Annotated in this window: 22 protein-coding genes; 7 read left to right on the top strand and 15 right to left on the bottom strand. The window is 53.6% G+C overall.

Annotated elements, in window-relative coordinates:
• Positions 1-126: 126 nt before the first annotated feature.
• The 5 genes from fimD to AC0T7J_RS01685 all read right to left on the bottom strand — a co-directional run bounded on the left by fimD (position 127) and on the right by AC0T7J_RS01685 (position 6,296).
• On the bottom strand, positions 127-2,781 hold the full coding sequence (gene fimD / locus AC0T7J_RS01705) for an outer membrane usher protein FimD (RefSeq protein ID WP_473791705.1): 2,655 nt from the start codon (positions 2,779-2,781) through the stop codon (positions 127-129).
• A 51-nt stretch (positions 2,782-2,832) separates the two neighbouring features.
• Complete coding sequence (locus AC0T7J_RS01700) at positions 2,833-3,519, bottom strand: fimbria/pilus periplasmic chaperone (RefSeq protein WP_473791703.1); 687 nt, start codon at positions 3,517-3,519, stop codon at positions 2,833-2,835.
• Positions 3,520-3,543: 24 nt separating this feature from the next.
• Positions 3,544-4,125, bottom strand: a complete 582-nt coding sequence (locus tag AC0T7J_RS01695; protein WP_473791701.1) for a fimbrial protein — start codon at positions 4,123-4,125, stop codon at positions 3,544-3,546.
• A gap of 61 nt (positions 4,126-4,186) precedes the next feature.
• Positions 4,187-4,750 (bottom strand): type 1 fimbrial major subunit FimA, encoded by a 564-nt coding sequence (fimA, locus tag AC0T7J_RS01690; RefSeq protein ID WP_473791699.1) that lies wholly within the window; start codon positions 4,748-4,750, stop codon positions 4,187-4,189.
• A gap of 769 nt (positions 4,751-5,519) precedes the next feature.
• Complete coding sequence (locus AC0T7J_RS01685; protein ID WP_473791697.1) at positions 5,520-6,296, bottom strand: DsbA family protein; 777 nt, start codon at positions 6,294-6,296, stop codon at positions 5,520-5,522.
• Here AC0T7J_RS01685 and AC0T7J_RS01680 point away from each other — a divergent pair.
• Complete coding sequence (locus AC0T7J_RS01680) at positions 6,290-6,640, top strand: hypothetical protein (protein ID WP_473791695.1); 351 nt, start codon at positions 6,290-6,292, stop codon at positions 6,638-6,640. The two genes, AC0T7J_RS01685 and AC0T7J_RS01680, sit on opposite strands and share 7 nt — an antisense overlap.
• A gap of 309 nt (positions 6,641-6,949) precedes the next feature.
• Here the strand turns inward: AC0T7J_RS01680 and AC0T7J_RS01675 are convergent, their stop codons facing one another.
• A complete protein-coding gene (locus AC0T7J_RS01675) occupies positions 6,950-7,141 on the bottom strand; it encodes a hypothetical protein (RefSeq protein WP_473791694.1) in 192 nt (63 codons plus the stop codon).
• A 91-nt stretch (positions 7,142-7,232) separates the two neighbouring features.
• On the opposite strand from AC0T7J_RS01675, the gene uraH reads away from it, so the two are divergent.
• Both uraH and AC0T7J_RS01665 read left to right on the top strand, forming a co-directional pair.
• On the top strand, positions 7,233-7,655 hold the full coding sequence (gene uraH, locus AC0T7J_RS01670; RefSeq protein WP_473791692.1) for a hydroxyisourate hydrolase: 423 nt from the start codon (positions 7,233-7,235) through the stop codon (positions 7,653-7,655).
• A 253-nt stretch (positions 7,656-7,908) separates the two neighbouring features.
• A complete protein-coding gene (locus AC0T7J_RS01665; protein ID WP_473791691.1) occupies positions 7,909-9,009 on the top strand; it encodes an NADH:flavin oxidoreductase/NADH oxidase in 1,101 nt (366 codons plus the stop codon).
• A 43-nt stretch (positions 9,010-9,052) separates the two neighbouring features.
• Here the strand turns inward: AC0T7J_RS01665 and AC0T7J_RS01660 are convergent, their stop codons facing one another.
• Positions 9,053-9,637: an NUDIX domain-containing protein gene (locus tag AC0T7J_RS01660; RefSeq protein ID WP_473791689.1), complete on the bottom strand. Its 585-nt coding sequence runs from the start codon at positions 9,635-9,637 to the stop codon at positions 9,053-9,055.
• Positions 9,638-9,720: 83 nt separating this feature from the next.
• On the opposite strand from AC0T7J_RS01660, the gene AC0T7J_RS01655 reads away from it, so the two are divergent.
• Positions 9,721-10,470 carry a DeoR/GlpR family DNA-binding transcription regulator gene (locus AC0T7J_RS01655; RefSeq protein ID WP_473793163.1) on the top strand — a complete coding sequence of 250 codons (750 nt, stop codon included), beginning with the start codon at positions 9,721-9,723 and terminating at the stop codon, positions 10,468-10,470.
• On the opposite strand, the gene AC0T7J_RS01650 is transcribed toward AC0T7J_RS01655, so the two are convergent.
• A complete protein-coding gene (locus tag AC0T7J_RS01650; protein ID WP_473793162.1) occupies positions 10,463-10,981 on the bottom strand; it encodes a glutamate racemase in 519 nt (172 codons plus the stop codon). The two genes, AC0T7J_RS01655 and AC0T7J_RS01650, sit on opposite strands and share 8 nt — an antisense overlap.
• 120 nt (positions 10,982-11,101) lie before the next feature.
• Positions 11,102-11,500: a VOC family protein gene (locus AC0T7J_RS01645; protein WP_473793161.1), complete on the bottom strand. Its 399-nt coding sequence runs from the start codon at positions 11,498-11,500 to the stop codon at positions 11,102-11,104.
• A gap of 423 nt (positions 11,501-11,923) precedes the next feature.
• Here AC0T7J_RS01645 and AC0T7J_RS01640 point away from each other — a divergent pair, with 423 nt between their 5' ends.
• The 3 genes from AC0T7J_RS01640 to AC0T7J_RS01630 all read left to right on the top strand — a co-directional run bounded on the left by AC0T7J_RS01640 (position 11,924) and on the right by AC0T7J_RS01630 (position 14,235).
• Positions 11,924-12,628: a hypothetical protein gene (locus AC0T7J_RS01640; protein ID WP_473791687.1), complete on the top strand. Its 705-nt coding sequence runs from the start codon at positions 11,924-11,926 to the stop codon at positions 12,626-12,628.
• Positions 12,625-13,053, top strand: a complete 429-nt coding sequence (locus AC0T7J_RS01635) for a hypothetical protein (RefSeq protein ID WP_430018149.1) — start codon at positions 12,625-12,627, stop codon at positions 13,051-13,053. The genes AC0T7J_RS01640 and AC0T7J_RS01635 overlap by 4 nt, the downstream gene beginning before the upstream one ends.
• 150 nt (positions 13,054-13,203) lie before the next feature.
• Positions 13,204-14,235: an NADP-dependent oxidoreductase gene (locus AC0T7J_RS01630; RefSeq protein ID WP_473791685.1), complete on the top strand. Its 1,032-nt coding sequence runs from the start codon at positions 13,204-13,206 to the stop codon at positions 14,233-14,235.
• 41 nt (positions 14,236-14,276) lie between these two features.
• On the opposite strand, the gene AC0T7J_RS01625 is transcribed toward AC0T7J_RS01630, so the two are convergent.
• From AC0T7J_RS01625 to AC0T7J_RS01600, 6 genes are read right to left on the bottom strand one after another with little or no spacing between them, the layout of a single operon-like run.
• Positions 14,277-15,137 carry a PfkB family carbohydrate kinase gene (locus AC0T7J_RS01625; protein WP_473791683.1) on the bottom strand — a complete coding sequence of 287 codons (861 nt, stop codon included), beginning with the start codon at positions 15,135-15,137 and terminating at the stop codon, positions 14,277-14,279.
• Positions 15,138-15,139: 2 nt separating this feature from the next.
• Positions 15,140-15,997: a MurR/RpiR family transcriptional regulator gene (locus AC0T7J_RS01620; RefSeq protein WP_099257399.1), complete on the bottom strand. Its 858-nt coding sequence runs from the start codon at positions 15,995-15,997 to the stop codon at positions 15,140-15,142.
• Positions 15,997-16,968: an ABC transporter permease gene (locus tag AC0T7J_RS01615; protein ID WP_010244946.1), complete on the bottom strand. Its 972-nt coding sequence runs from the start codon at positions 16,966-16,968 to the stop codon at positions 15,997-15,999. The genes AC0T7J_RS01620 and AC0T7J_RS01615 overlap by 1 nt, the downstream gene beginning before the upstream one ends.
• A 32-nt stretch (positions 16,969-17,000) precedes the next feature.
• Positions 17,001-18,503 carry a sugar ABC transporter ATP-binding protein gene (locus AC0T7J_RS01610; RefSeq protein WP_182685865.1) on the bottom strand — a complete coding sequence of 501 codons (1,503 nt, stop codon included), beginning with the start codon at positions 18,501-18,503 and terminating at the stop codon, positions 17,001-17,003.
• A 16-nt stretch (positions 18,504-18,519) separates the two neighbouring features.
• A complete protein-coding gene (locus AC0T7J_RS01605; RefSeq protein WP_473791681.1) occupies positions 18,520-19,560 on the bottom strand; it encodes a sugar ABC transporter substrate-binding protein in 1,041 nt (346 codons plus the stop codon).
• A gap of 55 nt (positions 19,561-19,615) precedes the next feature.
• Entirely contained in the window at positions 19,616-20,596 is a 981-nt protein-coding gene (locus tag AC0T7J_RS01600) for a TIM barrel protein (protein WP_473791679.1), read from the bottom strand.
• Positions 20,597-20,830: the final 234 nt, after the last annotated feature.

Here is a 20,830-nt window from a genome sequence, read left to right as displayed (position 1 = left end):
TTCCACCCTGTGCAGTGCAATGGTAGCTGTAACCAAAGGCAGGCGCGCTGCCTGCCAGTAAAGAGAAAGATAAGAGTGCTGATGCAGACAGGGCTGATATCCTGTGCCTCATTCCCGGGACTGTATTCATTGATTATTTTTCACCATAGCAATGCAGTTGAGTGTCATGCGCGCGACAGGTAACTGTTCACTTTCTGCAGGAAGATGATAAGAAACGGTACATTTATCGGCCGAGCCGCTGCCCCATACGACAGAGAGCCTGCCTTTCTGTTTCACGCCTGTCATATAAACTTCACCGGTGTCACCCACAATGCCGGTTGCGCCCGTCGCTTGCTCTGTCACTGCTGCGCCAAAAGGCACGGCATGACCGTCGTGCATCAGACTGAAAATAGCCCGAAGCCCGACATGTGCATTGTATTCGGCCCGTACGACGGCCCCTTCAGTCGGCACCACTTCGCGAACGGTGTCGTCGAGTTCGGTATGCATATCCAGGCTTTTTACATCCAATGCAACCCGGTTACTCCGGTAAACGGAGGCATACGGCATTACCGCATAACCGCGCCAGTCGGTGCTGACGCCTGTTTCATTCTCTACGTGCACACCTTTTGCACCAGGAGCTTTAATCAGTACATTGGTGTCCCCAAGCGGCTGGCTGAATGTGATGCCATTAGCATGGGCAATTACTCCGCCTGAAATGTCCCAGTTCATGGCGTGATCGCCATTACTATAACTGTACCCGCCGCTTGCTCTGGCATCTGCGCCATCCCAACTGACGTTCATGTTGCCGCTGTTGCCATTCCGGTTACTGTGCCCCTGCATGACGCTGTAGCTGATGTTATTACCCTGCAGCAGCGTGCCGGTGACGCCGGTCTGCATTTGGGTGACACCATCCTGATCCCGGTTGGCCTGTGCCGTGGCATACATGCTGTTTAGCGCGTCATGTTCGGGCATGTCATGCCCTAACCAGCGTCCGAATGGAATCGAAATATTAAGTGAGATGAGTCGATCAGTTTCCGGCATCCCTTTACTGCGGTTGAGTGAGTAAGCCAGGTTGTAATTAATCCCGTGCCAGCCACTGGAGAACCCCGCCTGGTACCACTCATCGCTGCCGTTACTGTTCCAGTAATCCTGATGAGTGGCAGTTAAACTTAGCGAGCCCCAGTCACCGATTTGCTGCGAGACGCTAAGCTGGAAGCGCCCTTTTTTACTGTTCATGAGATTGTGATAACTGACAGGCTCAACATGCGGGCCACGACCGTCTCCGTTATCTTTCCATTCAGTCTGGTAACCTTTCATCGCGTCCCATGCGGTCTCGCCGAGGGTGTAAAAACCCCGGGTCGAGTAGCGATATCCCAGTAGCTGAAACGTTGTGCCGGTGTGATTAAGTGATTTGGCATAGAGGAACCGGACAGACTGGCCGTTGTGTGAATGTCCGTCCGCCAGTTGACTGCGGGCCGCAGTAATATCAACGGATACCGCCCCCCAGTCTCCAAGGTTGCGCCCTATCCCGGTCAGTAATGAGAGATAATTTCTGGCAATCTGGCTGCCACCATAAAGTGTGGTGCCGTTATTCAGCCCTCTGGCCAGCGTTCCCTGTGCAAATAAAGGGGCCTCTTTACCCGCCAGGCCGCTGCGATAGCGCCCTGCAACCAGATCATATTTTGTTCGCCCCTCTCGCTGAAGGAGGGGTACTGTGGAGTATGGCACGACAAATTTCTGCACTGCACCGGCACTGTTTTTTATCGTAACGTCAAGATCGCCGCTGGATGACGTTGCATTCAGGTCGGTAATCTCAAACGCGCCAGACTGCACCACATTCTGGTAAATGACGTAGCCATTTTGCCGCACTGTAATCTGCGAGCGCCCAGACGCAATACCGCGGATGACGGGCGCATAGCCCTGTTGACTGTTTGGATACATTGCATCCGAGGAGTAAAGCCGTACACCACGAAACCCCAGACTATCGTAGATATCACCTGAACTGCTGCTGTCACCCAGAACCAGTTCACTTTTAAAAGGAATGATGGTGCGTTCAGCAAAGGTCGCGATATTCTGCCACTGGCTTTGATGATAGCCATTCGCGTAATCGGAGTAATTCCAGGCACCGTTGTTCCTGAGTCGCCATGCCCCGATATTCAGACCGCTGGTCAGGTTGAGATAATAGCTGTTGTTGCTGTCGCCTTTGCTTCCGGTCAGTGCATAGTTCAGTAATGCGGCATTGATTCCCTCATCCCAGTCCTCTGGTGCAATATAACCTTCCACACTGTTTCTGAGTGCGGCCTGGGGAAACGTCAGCGTAAGGCGTTGTGATGAAAAATCATAATAAGAAGCCGCGCCAGGAAATACGTTTACAAAATCGATGCACTGATCTTTAGGTTCTGACGCCCTGAATGCGCTCAGGTTTTCGGTTTTAACGCCCAGCCGCTTCATCCACTCTGCTGTCAGGCAGGGGCGCAATCCTGTCCCGTCCTGTTTTGTCTCATCAGCCGATAGCTGACGGCTTTCCGCCGGCGCAGTCGCCGCGATAAAACGCATCAGCCGGGTGGTAATAAACTCATCGTTACGCCAGATATCAACACGATAAACGCCAGGTAATTGTCCTGCGCCATTTTCAAAGCGAGAAAGATCGGCCACTTCATTGCCATCTTTTGTCAGAAAGGCTGGGTTAAACCAGTCCTGTGCCTGTACCGAACCGGACAGCGCGACAAACAGCGCAAGAGAGGAATACCGAAAAGAGATCAGTTTCTCCTGAGACTGTCTGCTAAATACCGAGTGGCGCATTATCGAGTTCCTGAGCGTGTCAAAGTAATGATGATTTTTACGGGCGATTCATTAACGAAGGCTGCCGGTCTGGGGCGAGCTAATCGCGCCATAATCATTAATCGTCTGGTAATGCACGCTGCCTGAGATGCCAGCAGGTAGTGAAAGTGCAAGATGCCCAAAAGGCGCGACCATGCTGTTCGCTATCTTTTTGCTGCCGACACTGATATTGACCAGCGATTGATAGTAAGGGGTGGGATTATCAATCGTGAGTTCCCCTGCTTTCTCCTGAAACGCGAGCTTCTTTGCCGATTCAGCTTCACTCAGTGGCAGGCCATCCGGACGCATAAAAAGTTTCATCCTTGACAACACGGCCAGCTGGAGGGTATTTCCACCGCTCAGCGCCTCTTTATTTACCGCCGGGATAGCCTTCACGTTCATCCAGTAAACTTTTTCACGATCTTCAGGCAATTTTGCACCGGTATAAACAATGCGCAGGTTATTTTCACTTTTTGGCGCAGCAGCAAACAGCGGTGGCGTGACAATAAAGTCTTTAACCCGCTTTCCTTTTTCATCTTCTACCCAGGCCTGAATAAGGTAGCGTTCATGTCCATCGCTATTGGTTATGGATAATGCTGTCTGACTGTCACTTTCCGGGTAGATAATTCGGGTAGCGCCTGGCGCAATACCGCCTGCCTGTGCCGTTTGAAAAACCAAAGCCGCCAGTATGGCCGCTGAGGATAATGATTTTTTCAACATGAATTGACCTGTTTAAAATGCAAGTTAGGGATAGGCAATATCAAGCCGGATTTCGCTATGCAGCGCTTCAGGATGAATATTCAGAGAAGAGGCAAGATAATGAGCGGTATAATGAATTTCTGCGTCCTGACCATGTTCCTGACGAACCATAACCGGTGCGCCCTTCGGCATAACCTGCCTTCCTTTCATATCGGAAATCAATAATCCCACATCGCTATTTTCACTGCTGCTATCAACGTGCTCGCTCTCTTCATCTCCGGAATCAACCTCGAAAAGATTCGGTTTTTGCGAATTGGTTCTTCCTGCCAGGGCAATATTTATACCCGCACTTATTTCACTTTTACATTCCGCTAACCGGATGGTAAATGACCGATCTGATGTGGCAATATCCTCTGTCTGTTTAAATGAATGCAGCCTGAACTGCCCCATATCAACATGCATATCGACGTTATCTGAGGTGACTAAGCAGGCACCTGTAATAACCCTGCCATGAAGATGTAATTGTCCACCGGCTACTTCAGCGTCGTAATCATTTACGGCACTGTATCCGCTAACGGGAGTCAGCATAACGCTGAGCAACAGGAAGGAAATTGAAGAACGCGTCATAAGTCAGCCTCTAAGAAATGCCGGCCTGTCCGGACAATACCCTGACAGACCGGCATAATGCTTAGTTGTACTGCATGATGAAATTAGCGTCCGCGTTTGCATCACCCGCTGTGGCAATGCCGGTAGATTTATATTGCGCTGCGAATTTAAGGATATTCTCGCCGTTGATTAAATTGGTCTGATCGGTAAACGTTGAACCATCCAGTTTCACTACCTTAGACGTGTTATCCAGTAACTGAATGCCGATGTTGGTCGCGGTAGCGCTGTTTGAGGATGACAGATCCTCATCTACAGCCAGCAGTGTTGGATCCTGTGCATCTGCGCGGCCTGAAAAGGCTACTGCTGCGGTTTTAGCTACGGATGTATCACAGTCTTCCAGTTTAATCTGGAACGGTACAACCGAGCCAAGCACGCCGGCAGCCTTAAAGTGATGAGTGGTATATTCACCCAGTTTCACTTCCTGGTCACTGGTATCGGTGCTCACGGAACAAGGAGCTGCAACCAGCTTACCTTTAAAATGGACCGTGCCGCCGTTAACGGTGATAGGGGTAGCTTCAGCATGGACGACGCCCGCAAATAAGCCCACAGCTGCGCTCATCATCACAGCCATTTTTTTCATGTTCATTATATATCCCTTGTTTAATTATCTTTAACTACACAACATAACTTCACGCTTCTCCCGGTTTTCCGCCCCGTGAGAGTCATGAGGTGCCCTGCCCCTGTGCCTTATTTCAGGCAAAGAGAAAAATTCCGCCGCCAATATTGAAGGACGAGGCGAACCCGCACGATTTAATCAGTGTTAATTCATCTGTTCTTTAAATGGCGATACTGCCTTTTTTATTGTTGCCCGCTCACTTACCCCGAAGAAATAGTAAGAATGAGCAGGAATGAAGAAAGTATAAAGCTTGTATTTACAGATAACAAACCTCTTACTCAGACCACAATTGAATGTCAGGCATTACGAATGGAATGCGATTATTAAGAATTGCGGAAATTGATTATTTAATCGCCAGGGTCGCAGCATTGAAAATCAGCCAGTTAACAGACCAACTGCACCAGGTGAATAAGTATGTTGCAAGTAAAAAAATTCTGACAAACATTGTTGCACCTATGAATTAACGAAAAAATAACCGAGCTCGTTGTTCGTTCGTTTATTTTTATAAGCAAGCCTGCACGGTATTCAGGCGAGAAGTGCTGGATATATAAAAGGCATCATTAAAAATGATGACAGGAAAAAAGCCCAGAGTCGTTAATAGAGAAAATGCGCAGAGTAGTGTGTTGATGCATCAGGAGAAATCAGATAGAAATGAGTATGCCGGAAGAGCGGCGGTCGCTCTTCCGGTCTATTACAGCAGAAGCAGAGTGGAATGCGCTACCGCGTAAGCCGCGGGAAGTTAATTTACCGGCTGATTCGATGCTTTATTAATCGCATCCTGCAGCATTGGCTCCGGGGCACCACCTGGGATAACCGTCACATTGTCTGATGTCGCCCCCTTAACAGGGATAACGATGATGCCTGGCGTACCCTGAAATCCCAGGTTTTTCGCCAGGATATCCGTCCTGGATAATGTTTCAAGCATATCGTTGTTCTTAACTTTTAACTTCCCCGCGCCAGCGGCTGAGGCCGCTCTGGTCACGTCTTTATGTGTCAGCGCACCTTCAACATGTTCTGAGGCAAAGAGCGTATTATGATAATTCATATAGGCATCACCGCCCTTTTGCTGCCAGATTCTCAAACCTGTTTCTGCTGCCTCAAACGAAGGTTTCCAGCGATACCCAAAAATGGGCCATTCCTTAAACACAAAACGCACCTGTGGATTATTTTTCATGAGTGACTGAATAACGGGTGCCTGCCGGGCACAGACGCTGCACTGATAATCAAAGAACTCGATGAAAGCGACGCTAGCATCCGCAGGTCCGATGGCGGGCACGGTTTTATCATTAAGCAGTGCATCCTGATGCTGAATCGCCGCGGTGGTCATTGCTCTCGTCTGTTCTTCATACTGAATTTTCTGCAGTTTCTCATCAACCTCAATCAATAATTCCGGGTGCTTCAGCAGATAGGCTTTCGCTACCTCGCCAATACGAGCTTCCTGCTCTGGCGTAAACAGCGGCGCTGCGGTTGTGGATGAAGTCTGAGTATGATTCTGCGTGGCATCCCCGTTTGTCACAGTGTTTGGATCCAGCCCTGTTGCTGGCGGATGCGGCGCGTTCTTTTCTGACCCTGAAGGGACACCATCAGGGGGATTTACAGCCGATGAAGGATGATCGCCTGCTGACGTTTTCTGAACCGCCTCAGGCGTCGCCGCTTCCTGCGGGGCCGGTGGTAATACCGGTGCTGAACCGGATGGGACTGCGGTTGCAGCCGTGTCCGATTGCTGCGTTGCGGCTGCCGAACTGGATGAGTCTGATGTCGCTGACGTGGCAGCAGCGGATGCTTCAGGGCTGCCCGGTGTTTGCACAGCTTTGCCCGGCGGTGAAACTGCGGACGCTGCAGGTTCTGGCCGGGTATTAACAACCGAATTGCCTGCGACATCAGAAGTTGACGTCTCTGCCGCCATTGCTGCTGAAACGCCGATAGCGCCTGTCAGTAACATCATGGTCAGCGCCAGTTTATTCATTCTCATTGCGTACAAGTCCTGAAGTTGGATCGTTTATGTGTATGGCGATATCCCACAGCCGGATGCCCTGCTTTATGCAGGTGATCCCCGATAGCGCGGTTACGTGAGCATCTGCGCTACCAGCGCTAAAACGGTGCGGATAAAAAAGGTGCGGCGGGTGATGCCGCGCCGCCCCGGGCATTCTGATTAGCTGAATCTGTAACTTATTGACGCAAGTCATATAAAACAGCGTTAACCAGCGGGCTCTCCTGCTTTCTTTGCTGAATGGCACGACCGTTTACTTTTCTTCTCTCTTTGTCCTGCTTAACCTTTGCCGCACAGGTGCGTTGCTGGCAGTAAGGTATTTTGTATGATGTAACTAAAAATAAGGTGCTCATCTTTCTCGGAAATTTCACATTTCCTCCTGCTAAGTATCGCTTTGCGCTCAGGCACATTACTCTCTCTGCACTGTCACCCGACCTCCTGCAATCAATAAAGGAAACATTGATGAAAACTTCATATGCTTTGATCGCAACATTACTGATGACCACTGGCGCGTCAGCTATCGCAGCCCAACCTGCTGCGGCAAAAAACCCATTGAGCGTGCACGTTCTGAATCTGCAAACCGGCCAGCCAACAGCAGGCATTGAAGTAGAGCTGGATCAAAAGCAGCAGGATAATTGGGTGAAACTGGCGTCTGGCGTCACCGATAACAATGGTCGCATCAGCGCCCTGTTCCCGCAGGACAAAACGACCAGTCCAGGCAGCTACCGCGTGGTGTTTAAAACCGGTGACTTCTATAAAAAGACTAACCAAAAAACCTTCTTCCCTGAGATCCCGGTTGAGTTCAACATGGAAGCCGGTGGTGAGCACTATCACATCCCCCTTCTGCTGAGCCCGTTTGGTTACTCAACTTATCGCGGCAACTGATTGACTGAGCCTGATCCGGTGCACAGGTGCCGGATCCCTCTCTTACATCACCACACCAGGAAAACGTCCACCCGCCAGTCGATGACTGGCGAACCGTTAACGTCTCCTTCCCTGTCGACGTCAGCAGTCGCTGTACTCTCCAGCCTGTGTCAGGCACGCCGTCATAAAATGTCACGTTGAAGAAACACCCGCCTGGCAAATCCCCCGCTATAGTTATTGCCTGTCACATTAGTCTTAAAACCATGGAGATAACATGAGCCAACTTTTTTCCGCTGTCTCGCTGGGCGAACTTTCGCTGGATAATCGTATTGTGATTGCGCCAATGTGCCAGTACTCCGCTGAAGCGGGCAATGCGACCGCCTGGCACCGTATCCATCTTGGCCAGCTGGCCTTTTCCGGCGCAGGCCTGATGATTATTGAAGCCACTGCCGTAGAGGATATTGGCCGCATCTCCCCCGGCGATCTCGGTTTGTGGAATGATGATAATGAAGCTGCGCTGAAAACGGTTCTGGAAGATGTCCGCCGCTACTCCTCAATTCCGATTGGTATTCAGCTGGGACATGCGGGACGCAAAGCGTCGTGTGCCGTACCCTGGGAAGGTGGTAAGCAGATTGCGCCTGAGGCTGGCGGCTGGCAAACCGTGGCTCCGTCCGCACTGAGCTACAGCGCGGATGAAGTGAAACCGGTTGCCATGAACACTGACGATCTGGCGCGGGTAAAACAGGCATTTGTCGACAGCGCCCTGCGTGCGGTGCGTCTGGGGATTCAGCTTATTGAAGTGCATGCCGCACACGGCTACCTGCTGCATCAGTTCCTGTCGCCGCTGTCGAATCAGCGCAGTGATGAATATGGCGGCTCGCTGGAAAACCGTATGCGTTTCCCACTGGAAGTCTTCAAAGCCGTTCGCGATGCCGTACCCGCTTCCGTGCCGGTAGGCGTGCGCATTTCTGCCACTGACTGGGTTGAAGGCGGTTGGGAGATCAATCAGTCAATCGCCTTCTCGCGTGAGCTGGAAGCGCTGAACAGTGCCTATATTCATGTCTCCAGTGGTGGTTTGTCGGAAGATCAGAAAATCAGCGTCGGACCCAATTATCAGGTGCCGTTCGCCCGCGATATTCGTGAGCAGGTGTCGATTCCGGTGATTGCAGTCGGCTTAATCACTGAGCCGCAGCAGGCAGAAGATCTGCTGCAACAGGGTGAAGCTGACCTGGTGGCGCTGGCGCGCGGTATTCTCTACGATCCGCGCTGGCCGTGGCACGCAGCTGCTGCGCTGGATGGTAAAGTTCAGGTTCCGCCACAGTATCTGCGTTCTGAACCGCACGATGTAAAAGGCATCCTGACCCAGGATCAGTAAGCTTTAACGGGCAGACCGCATGAACGGTGGTCTGCCCGGTCTCTTATAAAATGCCTTTCAGCCGCAGATGCTGTAGCAGCATGATGGTCTTGGCATCCACAATTTCACCCTGATCAATCGCCTGTAACGCCTGGTCGAAACCGATCTCAAGCACCTCGATATCTTCACCCTCTTCCGCTATTCCGCCGCCTTCACCGCTACGCTGCTGATCGCCATACTCGGCAATAAAAAAGTAGAGTTTCTCAGTAACCGAACCGGGGCTCATAAAGGCTTCAAACACCTTCTGTACATGGCTGACGCGAAAACCGGTTTCCTCTTCAGCTTCGGCAACAATACGCGCTTCCGGCGAGGCGTTATCCAGCAGACCGGCGGCCGCTTCAATCAGAAAGCCATCATGCCCGTTCAGGAAAATCGGAAAGCGAAACTGACGGGTCAGTACCACCGTACGTTTGTCACGGTTGAAGAGCAGGATCACTGCGCCATTACCGCGGTCATAGGCTTCACGGCTCTGCTCCTGCCAGCGGCCATCACGGCGCAGCAGTGAGAACGTATATTTCTTCAGGGTATACCAGTTGTCTGACAGCAACTGCTCATTGATGATGCGCACGCGGGGATGGTTCTGCTGCATGATGCTCTCCAGGATAGGTAGACGGCCATCACGCTATCATGCACAATCGTGCAACTTCAAGAAAAAACATGCAAAGGTCAGTGATGCTATCCAGCCAGCGAAAACAGACGATTCTTGCCCTGCTCGACCAGGAAAAACAGGTGCAGTCGCGCGAACTCAGCCAGCGTTTTGGCCTCTCCGAAGACTCTATCCGCCGCGACCTGCGTGAACTGGCGGCTGAAGGATTATTGCAGCGGGTACATGGCGGCGCCCTGCCGGTTTCCGCTGCGCTGGCAACCTTTGAAACACGCAAAAGCGTGCAGACTGCTTCCAAACAGGTTATTGCGCAAAAAGCGGTTTCACTGATCCAGCCGGGACAGATCGTACTGATTGATGGCGGGACCACCAGCGCGGAACTGGTGCGACGGTTACCCGCCACGCTGAGCTTTACCGCGGTTACGCACAGTCCCAGCGTGGCGCTGGCGTTAGCCGATCATCCACTCGTGGAGATCATACTGATTGGCGGGCAGCTCTATAAACATTCAGTGGTGACGGTGGGCGCAGCGATGCTGGAGTCGATCAACCGCATCAATGCCGATCTCTTTTTTATGGGTGTCACCGGCGTGCATCCGGCGGCGGGCCTGACCACCGGTAATTTTGAAGAGGCGACGGTCAAGCGTGCGCTGGCAGGACGCGCAGCGGAAACCGTAGTGCTGGCGTCAGCGGAAAAGCTGAACTCCGCCTCGGCATTTGCCATTGGCGACCTGTCGCTGGCCAGCACGCTGATCGTGGAAACGCAGCCGGACGAGGCGCTGCGACAGGCGCTAAGCCAGCAGGGTGTGACGATCATCTGATTTCGTAGCAGGCCTGCAGCGCAAGATGCGGGCCGGTCAGCGGTCGCTGGGTGTCAGGAAACTGCTGTGCGACTGGCGTCATTGAGCTTTGCGCCAGGGCCACCGCAACGGCCCCCTGTTGATAAGCCTGCTCTGCAGCTGCCGCAATCAGTGCAAAATAGCGTGTTGTCTCCCCCGCTTTGAACGCCGCCCACGCTCCCTCCACCAGCACGACCGCCACCTGGCTGCCGGGCTGACAGAAAAGTGTCCGCGTCGCCGCCAGCGTTGATTCTGCCGCACAGAGCGCGACTGCGCGCCCTGCCTGCCGCTGCAGTGCCTCTGCCAGCATTCCGTCGGTGCGCATAACCCGATCCTGCGCGCTGAAATCACCGGCAACCGGCCCCAGCGTCGAGCAGGTGATCAGCACCGCATCGAACTGCGGCAGCAACGTTTCAATCATTTGGGCAATACGGCGGCGTAACGCAGTCGTCATCCCGCCGCTGCGTTCCGCTTCTGCCAGCAGCGCAGGCATCACCAGATGATTCAATGGCGGATTGGCACGCGCCAGTGCGCGGGCGGCATCATCAAATATTGCGATATTACTGGCCGCGGTGTGAAAGCAAAGAATGTTCAGGGTCAACTCCGGTACAGGTCAGATTGCGGATGGCCAGGCTGCATGCTGGATAACAACACGATAACCATCCCTGTCGCTAAATGTCACGCCCCGTTGGTCCCAATAGGGATTAAATGAATTCAACCGCATAAATCCTGCCTCATCCATACAGGCACATCGGGCCAGCCAGTCAGGCCGATGCGGAATGTAGAGCACCAGTAGGTCCTCATCTGTTGGCGATGGCCGGACGGGATGCGTGTGACAGAGCGTGAATTCGAGATGCCAGCCCAGCCCTTCAGCGCCCAGCATCACGCCACTGAACCCCTGATGATCAGTAAACTCACCGATTTCTTGCAACCCCAGCCCGTGGCAATAGTTCTGACTGCTTTGCGTCAGGTCTGTCACCGGTCGGGCAATACGCAGATGCTGTATAATTATGGTTCTCTCCCGGTAAAGTTCACTGATATTTATCACAATCTTCAGAGCTTCCCATGAAGTTAGATGCGGAACAGATTTTTCTTAACATATTCATTCCCGGTTTTTTGCAAGTGGATGTGAACATCAGTGAGGGCCATCCCGTGACGTTCCTCGCCCTGCAATCTCTGTGCCGCCCCGGTTTTACCCGCCGCTGAATCTGACCGTTCAGTTAGCTTTATTGGACAGCAGCACCACGGCAACGCATACGATAACGCATACGATTTTCGACAACAGCTTGAATAATGTTAACCCGGTTTAATTCTTTATCTGACATGATCACTAACTTCTGGATGCTCTTGCAATATAAAGATTACATGGCAATATCGGACGCCGGTGTTATGGTAAATCTGGCCACAGTGAACCAATAGGGATGGGATATTCAGGATGAGTAAGCGATCAGAAATAATTGATGGAAATAAAGCAGCAACTGAAAAGTATGGTCTGGTTTATACGGAGGTACTTGGCTGGGTAGACTTAGGTCATGCACAGGGGACCGACATCAGAAACCTGCTGTCTCAGATGACGCAAGGTGAAGCATCAGAAAAAGAATTTTATGACGTTCGGTACTCTCAGGGTATGGCCGGAATCTGGGGTCAGGTCCGGTCAGGAAAATTGATGACGTGGCGTATTCGGCGCAGACGACCTTACTGGGAACAGAAGAGCGTTGCGCTGGCCATGATGATGAGTATGGCGCGAAAGTTTGAAACTTTTCAGGGTTCATTTCCCAATAATCTGGTGACTGACAGTGGCTTAAGCGGTGAAGATCTGGTTTCAGACTTGCTGGGTTTTTACCGGGTGGTGTCGGCTCAGAACCCTTTCGGGATGCTTCGCCCTGTAAGTAAAGAAGAAGCCCTGAAACGATGGGACTACTACGGCAAAATTGGTAGCTGGAAAAACGATACATTTCAGCCTTTGCTGTTCCCCGATCCGAAAAAATTTCCGAACTCTCGTCCATACAAAGGGGTGCTACCGCCATTTATGCGGACAGTTGTCCCCTACAACGATTTTCTGTCGGGGAATGTAATACTACCCCGACATGACAAAACGTTTGTGGTTCTGGGTGCCGGAAATAGCAGGATGGGACTGTGAAGAAATTTATAACCGTATCTGTCGTGCTGGGGCTTGTTGGCGTGGCACTGGCTTTTGGCTGGCCATATATAAAAATGGGATTTGCCAGCAGTGCGTATTATACCGAGAGAGATAAACCGGAGTACGAGTATTACACGCCTGAGCTTCTTAAAAAAATGCCACGTATATCTGATGATTATGCATTTGAATTTGGGAATGTAAGTGGGCCCGAGGCTAGTGTTTTTACAGTTAGATATCATGGAACATCTGAAACCAGAAACATACATCGTTATTTGGTATCCGCTGGTTATAGTCCACAATCTCAATGTGATGTTGAAGCTGAATGTTGGCGTTCTCAGGACTCCAAAGACATTGTCACAGTAATTAAATACACATCCCCGGACAGTGTTGTCGTGCAAATTTATCGTAGTCCATACAATGATTAGCTATTTATTTAATCAGTATGCTGCATCTGTTATCGGTAAATCAGCTTACCGCTCACAGCGCTAAACGCATTCCTGCCGTGGTCATCTACACTTTACCGGTATTCATAAAGCGATGCCCTGAGCATTGCCCGGCTATAAAAGGATGACAATATGACCGAACAAGCAACCCAGAACCACGCCTGGTTACTGGCTTCACGCCCTCACGGTGAGCCGACCAAAGAGAATTTCCGCCATGTGGCGCAGCCTGTCCCGGAAATCAAAGAGGGTGAAGTACTGCTGAAAACCATCTATCTCTCGCTTGACCCCTACATGCGTGGGCGGATGGACGAGGGTAAATCCTACGCCGCGCCGGCAGAGCTGGATCAGCCGATGGTGGGCGGCACCGTCTGTCAGGTCGCCGAATCGAAAAACAGCGACTTTAAGACCGGTGACTGGGTGCTGGCGCAGAGTGGCTGGCAGGAATATGCCGTCTCAGATGGCAAAGAGATTGCGAAGCTGGGCAACGATCTGCCTCATCCCTCATGGGCGCTGGGTATTCTCGGTATGCCAGGCTTTACCGCCTATATGGGTCTGATGGATATCGGTCAGCCAAAAGCGGGTGAAACCCTGGTGGTTGCCGCCGCAACCGGTCCGGTGGGCGCAACGGTCGGCCAGTTGGGTAAACAGAAAGGCTGCCGTGTCGTTGGTGTGGCGGGCGGTGAAGAGAAATGCCGTTACGCGGTGGATACGCTGGGCTTTGATGCCTGCCTCGATCACCACAGCGCCGACTTTGAAGAGCAGCTGAAAAACGCCTGCCCGGATGGCATCGATATCTACTTCGAAAACGTCGGTGGCAAAGTGTTTGATGCCGTGTTCCCGCTGCTGAACACCGCCGCACGCGTGCCGGTCTGTGGTCTGGTCTCGGCATACAGCCAGCGTGAGCTGCCGCAAGGCCCGGACAGAACGTCTCTGATCATGGCGGGCATTCTGAAACGCCGTATCCGTATGCAGGGCTTTATCATCTTCCAGGATTATGGTGACCGTTACCCTGAGTTCCTGGAGGCGATGCGTCCGCTGGTGGAAAACAAAAAAATCCATTATCGCGAGCATATGATTGAAGGATTAGAGAACGCGCCACAGGCGTTTATCGATATGCTGAAGGGCAAAAACTTCGGTAAAACCGTGGTGAACGTCGGCACCTGACGACGTTAGCGTACCGCGTCAGTGACGCGGCACGCCATTAATCAGTGCGGCTGCCGGGAAACGTGTTCGGCAGCTGCACGATTTGCCGCACTCACCGCCTCTGCCAGCGTTGCCCCGCTACTCAGCCGCTGACACAACACCCCGACAAAACAATCCCCGGCACCGTGGGTGCTCACCAGAGTCACCTTCTGCGCCGCTAGTGTATGAGTCTCTCCCGCCTCGCTGTAAGCCACACCATGTTCACCAGCGGTCACCACCACCCTGGCAAACCGGCTGGCCAGCGATTCCGCCGCAGAGCGCGCCGATGTCAGATCCTGCACGCTAATCCCGCACATATCGCGCGCTTCAATGGCGTTCACCACCAGCAGATCGATACAGTTTTCAAACGCGGCTGACAACGGCCGGGCGGGCGCGGCATTGACGCAGACCGTAATCCCCCGCTGCTGTGCCGCCCGGGCCGCACAAAGGTTCACCGCTTCCGGGACTTCATTTTGCAGCATCAGCAGCGACACCTCCTGCCAGAAGCCGGGCTGCTCAAAGGTCTCCAGCGGGATCTGCTGATTGGCATTGGAGACCACCACCGCACCGTAATCTCCTTCGGCATCGGTAATCGCCACGCTCATCCCGGAGGGAAATGCATCAATGATGCTGACGGCGGTGCACTCGACCCCGGCCTGCTGCAGATGATCCAGCAGGAATTGCCCCTGCTGATCGCGTCCCACTGAACCGGCGAAGCGCACGGCAGCGCCCGCGTGTGCCGCTGCGACGGCCTGATTACCGCCCTTGCCACCAAACTTATAGTGACAGGCGCTGCCCATCACCGTTTCGCCTTTTTCCGGGCGATGGTGTGCATCCAGCATAATGTCGTAGTGAAGACTGCCGGTGACTGCAATTTTGCTCATAGCTAGAATTCCCGCAGATCCTGAACCGCATGCTGGGTTTTCATCAGGTTCTTCTCCGCCCGCTTCAGATCTTTCTTAGCGATAGCGACAAACAGCGCATCCAGAATATTGAGCTGGGCGATGCGTGACGCGGCGTTTTCACCCAGCAGATGCGATCCCTGAGAGGTTGAATTGAGGACCACATGCGCACTCTGCGCGATCGGGGACTCAGCGTAGTTGGTAATGGCGATAACCTTTGCACCATTCCTTCCTGCCAGTTTCACCGGATCGTTCACCGCACGCGTAGCACCCGAATGGCTGATGGCGATAACCACATCGTCATCAGATAACACGGCGGCTGACATCAGCATGATGTGGGCGTCGTCATAGGCAGTCGACTTGATGCCAATCTTCAGCATCTTGTGTGACAGGTCCCGCGCCACAGCGGCAGAACCGCCCACGGCATAGAGATCGATATGACGTGCTTTAAAGATGATGTCCGCCGCACGATTGAATTCAGAAACATCCAGAATCGATAAGGTCTCTTCAATCGCCTGGATGGAGGTTCTGAAGACTTTGGCCAGCAACTGCTCCGACGAATCATCCGGCTCAATTTCCGCATGCAGCCCCGCCACTTCAGACTGGTTGTAATAGATCAGGCCACTTCTGAAATGCCTGAAGCCGGTAAAGTTAAGTTTTTTGGTAATCTTAACGATCATCGCTTCAGAGACATTATTCTCCCGCGCAATCTCCTTTAATGAAGATTGCTCGGTAATGTCGGTTCGGGCAATTATCGCCTCAGCTACCCGACGTTCTAACGGCGTCAGCTGGGGCAAACGCATACGAATCTGAGCGCCAATGGCTCGCGGATCTTGCTTCATTACTTGCCTCGGGTCGCCCGGTCAATCAACATCGCTATGATAATAATAAGGCCGGTAGCGAGCAATTGGTAAAAGGCCTGAATGTTCAGTAAGGTCAAGCCATTACGTAACGCACCGAGGATAACCACGCCGATCAGCGTTCCGAAGATACTGCCCTTGCCGCCCATTAACGACGCACCGCCAATGGCCGCCGCCGCAATCGCATCCAGTTCCCACAGGTTGCCGATAGTCGGTTCCGCCGCCCCCAGACGACCAATCAGAATCAGCGAGGCCAGTGAAGCCAGTAGGCCGGAGAAGATATAGACCGTGACCTTGGTGCGCTTAACCGGCACACCTGCGACCCGCGCCGCCTCTTCATTGCCGCCAATCGCCAGAATATATTCCCCCAGCGGGGTCTTATTCATCACCGTCCAGAGCAGCAGCGCAATTACCGCCACAATCACAATCGGCGTCGGGATACCAAAAAGTGTGCTGTTAATCAGGCTGCGAAATTCCAGCGGAATACCGAAGATGGGATTGCCACCGGTGTAGATCAGCGCAATTGCCCGGAACAGCGACAGGCCGCCCAGCGTCACAATAAACGGCTGCAGCCCGGCATAGGCGATCAGCGTGCCGCTGAACAGCCCGCACATCGCACCCACCCCCAGCGTCGCGAGGATCGCCAGCGGCACCGGCACGCCCGATGCCATCAGGGTTGCACCCAGCACCGCAGAGAGCGCCGCCGTGGGGCCGACCGAGAGGTCAATCCCGCCAGAGATGATCACCAGCGTCATGCCCAGTGCGATCAGGGCGTTGATCGAGGACTGCTGCAGAATATTCAGCAGATTCGGCAGGGTGAAAAAGACCGGCGACAGAAACGAAAATGTCACCACGATAATCAGTAAGCCAATTAAGGTACCGGCATCACGCAGATTAAATTTAAGCCGCAGTGCGGGTCGGGTACCCGGCCCGGTAGATGTCTGAGTTGTCATAGTTATAACCTTAAATAGTGTCAGGTAAGCGGTCAGGCGGTCTGGTCGATATCTTTAATGGCATAACGGGCAATGTTCTCTTCGGTGATCGCGCTGCCGGTTAACTCTTTGGTTATCCGGCCCTCGCGCATCACCAGCACCCGATCGGAGATGCGCATGATCTCGGTCATTTCTGATGACACCACCACAATGGCTTTGCCCGCCTGGGCCAGTTTTTCAATCAGGTGATAGATTTCAGACTTGGCACCAATATCGATACCGCGCGTCGGCTCATCAAACAGAAATACATTGGCATCCGCCGCAACCCAGCGGCCGATGATCACTTTTTGCTGATTGCCGCCGCTCAGCGTGCCGATGGTTTTCTCAATGTCGAGCGGGCGCAGTTTCAGGTCGCCCATGACCTTCAGCGCCTCGCGGTCCAGCCGGGCCTGGTTCATCAGCCCCGCCGACGTGAAGCGGTGCATCGACGGCAGCGCCATATTCATCTTCACCGCCCGCTCTTTGATAATGCCCTCTTTCTTGCGGTCTTCTGGTACCAGGCCAATGCCCGCCTTGATCGCCGCACGCACGTTGTGGTTCTTCACCGTGGCACCGTTGACGCTCACCGTGCCACGGGTGCGCCTGTCGATACCGGCAATCAGCTTCAGCAGTTCGGTGCGTCCCGCGCCGACCAGCCCGGCAATCCCCAGCACTTCGCCCGCACGAACGCTGAAGTTCGCCGCCACCACCTCATTGCCACGCGTCAGATCCTCTACCCGCAGCACTTCGCGATCGGTGACAAATGCCTGATGGTCAAGCTTGTCGATCTTCCGTCCAACCATTTTGGCGACGATGCTCTCCTCATCCTCATCACTGATGTTGACCACCCCCACCTGCTTTCCGTCACGCATAATGGTGGCGCGGTCGCAGACCCGGAAAATCTCATTCATCTTGTGCGAGACATAGATCAGCGAGACGCCGGTCGACTTCAGATCGCCAATCAGTTCCGCCAGCCGGTCAAATTCGCGTGGCGTCAGGCTGGAGGTCGGCTCATCCATGGCGATGATTTTGGCGTCATCCAGCAGCGCCCGGGCAATCTCAACAATCTGCTGCTGCGATACCTTGAGGTTCCTGATCGGCGTATCAGGGTCGATAGTGGGATCCAGCGTCTTCAGAATCAGGGTAGCCCGCGCCAGCTGGGCCTTTTTATCCACCCACCAGCCCCCGGCGCGGGTCAGCGGGCGACCCAGAAACATGTTCTGCGCCACGGAAAGCTCAGGCACATGCTGCAACTCCTGGTGGATCATCGCGATCCCGGCCTGACGGGCGCTGAGTGGACTGCGGATCTGCACCCGGTTTCCGTTGACGCTGATCTCCCCGCTGTCCGCGCCGCGAACGCCGGAGAGGATATTCAGCAGCGTCGACTTACCCGCGCCGTTTTCCCCAATCAGCGCGTGCACCTCACCGGGCCGCACTGAAAAATCGACATCCTGCAGCGCAGCAGCGTTACCGTAACTTTTGCTGATGCCACGCATCATTAAGCGAAACTGTTCCATACCCGCTCCCGCTGACTTATTGCTGTGCCAGCAGCTGACGCAACCGGTTGTTGTCTTTGGTTGAGAACGCCTCAACATTCTCTTTGGTAATGAGCGCCTGTGGCGTGGAGATAACGCGCGACAGTTTCTGTCCGTTGATCAGACGGATCATGACGTCCATCGCCACTTCACCGGTCAGCACCGGGAAACTGTCTACCGTGCCGGTCAGCTCGCCGCGCTTAATCGAGGCGTAGGCATCAGAAATACCGTCAGTGCCAAAGATAGCCACCTGTGATGCTTTGTTCTGCGCGCGTACCGCTTCCACCACGCCCAGCGCCATGGTGTCGTTGTTGGCATAGAAGCCGATCAGATCAGGATGCTGCTGCAGAATGGTCGATGCAGCGTTAAAGGCCTGCTCGCGACTCCAGTTAGCGGGCACACTGGCCACGATGGTGAACTTACCGGCGCTGTCCAGCGTCTCTTTAAAGCCACGGGTACGCTGTCCGGCGGCATAGACGCCTGGCTGCCCTTCAATTACTGCCACTTTGCCGCCCTGCGGATGGTGCTGAATAAACCACTTCGCCACCCGCACGCCGTTATCCTTCTGGACGTTGCCGACGTAGTAGCGCGCATTCGGCATCACCGCATCATTAACGTTAACCACCGGGATATTTTTACTGTTGGCACTCTCCAGCGCAGGCTCCAGGTTGATGTCGGTTTGTGGGGAGACCAGCAGGCCGTTGAAGCCCTGCGAGATCAGGGTTTCTGCAATGGAGAGTTGACCAAGCTGATCGTCCTCATTGGCCGCCGCCTGATAAGCGACAGTGAAACCATACTTTTTCGCCGCGTTCTGGTAGCCCTGGCCGAGTGAGCGCCAGTATTCATTGGTCAGGGTTTTTGATACCCCGCCAATCTTCAGCGATTTATCGACTTTTGGCAGTGCGCCATATTTGGTGTCGAGCTGGGTCCAGTCGGTGCGATCCGGTTCGGTATCGGATTGCAGCGGTGCCAGTTCTGCCGCATAGACGGTGCTGCAGAGCAGTGAGGAGGCAATAAGAGCAAGCAGGCATTTTTTCATTTTTTATTCTCAGGGTGTTGGGTAGAGGTCTGATGTTTTTATGATTAATCGGCTGTCAGCGGGCCAGCATGATGTCATTGACGATCTGCTGGGAGGCCACCGCATCCTGACGCCCGATGGCCGCCAGTAACGCTTCATTGCCGTGCAGCTGGTCACACAGCCTCAGCAGACGGGTCACGGTCGCAATATTGCTTTCTGCTTCACGGATCGGGTCAAGACCGCTGGCATCCGGGAAGGTATCGAAGTAGTAGGCGCCGCGGTAACCATCACGCTGCATCTGCCAGAGAAACTCCAGCGTGGCGCGTGGATTCACTGAGCCAACCATCAGGCCGTCATCACGCTTGCCCCAGCCGTCATTGAGGTCCAGCCCCAGCAGCCGTGAGCGGCGCGCCACCATGGCGGCGGCGTAAGCCGGGATCTCATTGGCAAACAGCACATGCGCAAAATCCAGGGTGATCCCCAGGTTGGCGCAGCCCGCTTCTTCCACGGCCAGCAGACAGGTGGTGGCGTTGGGAAAGATGCTGTAGGCGCGCGGCTCATTGGGTTTATATTCGATGCTGACGTCAACGTCCGGTGCATACTCCGCCACTTCACGCACGGCACTGACCGCATCCTCCCAGATCTTCTTATAGTCCGCCTGGAAGCAGTAATCGAAACCATCCTGCCCCATCCACAGCGTCATCAGCCGTGAACCAAATTCCCGACCCGCGTCGATGCCGCGCTTGGTCAGCTCAATCGCTTCGCGACGCACTTTCGCGTCGGGATGGGTAAACGCGCCGATTTTGAACTGCGGCGCGTCCCAGCGCATCTGCATGCCGTTGACGGCCAGACCCGCATCACCGATCGCCTGGCGCAGAGTGGGGATATCGCTGGTGAGATGCTGCGGAAAGTTGAGGTCGAGATGCGTTAAGCCTTTTACCTTGCCTGCACGGGCAACCATCTGCAGCACAGAGGGCTTGCCCTGCTGATCGGGCCAGTAGAGGTGCGCTCCCGAGGCGAAAGAGTTAAGACGGGTAGCAAATTTCAGTTCCGACATGAGCATCAATCCTTCAGAGTGCGTATTGTGAAGTACTTTTCGTATTCACGGTTAATTGTGAAGTCATATATTAATCTACGCCTCGCGGCTTAATGCGCAAGTCTGTCAGGCCCGGGAAATCATTAAACCGGGAGCGCTGTCACGAAATGATTTCGAAGCGTTATCAGATGAGTTGAATACGAAGATGAAAGAATTGAGATGATATACAACAGGTTGTCGCGCGAAGCCGGGCGT

It is taken from the genome of Pantoea sp. E956-1 (assembly GCF_982223955.1).
This window is presented reverse-complemented; position numbering and strand designations above follow the sequence as displayed.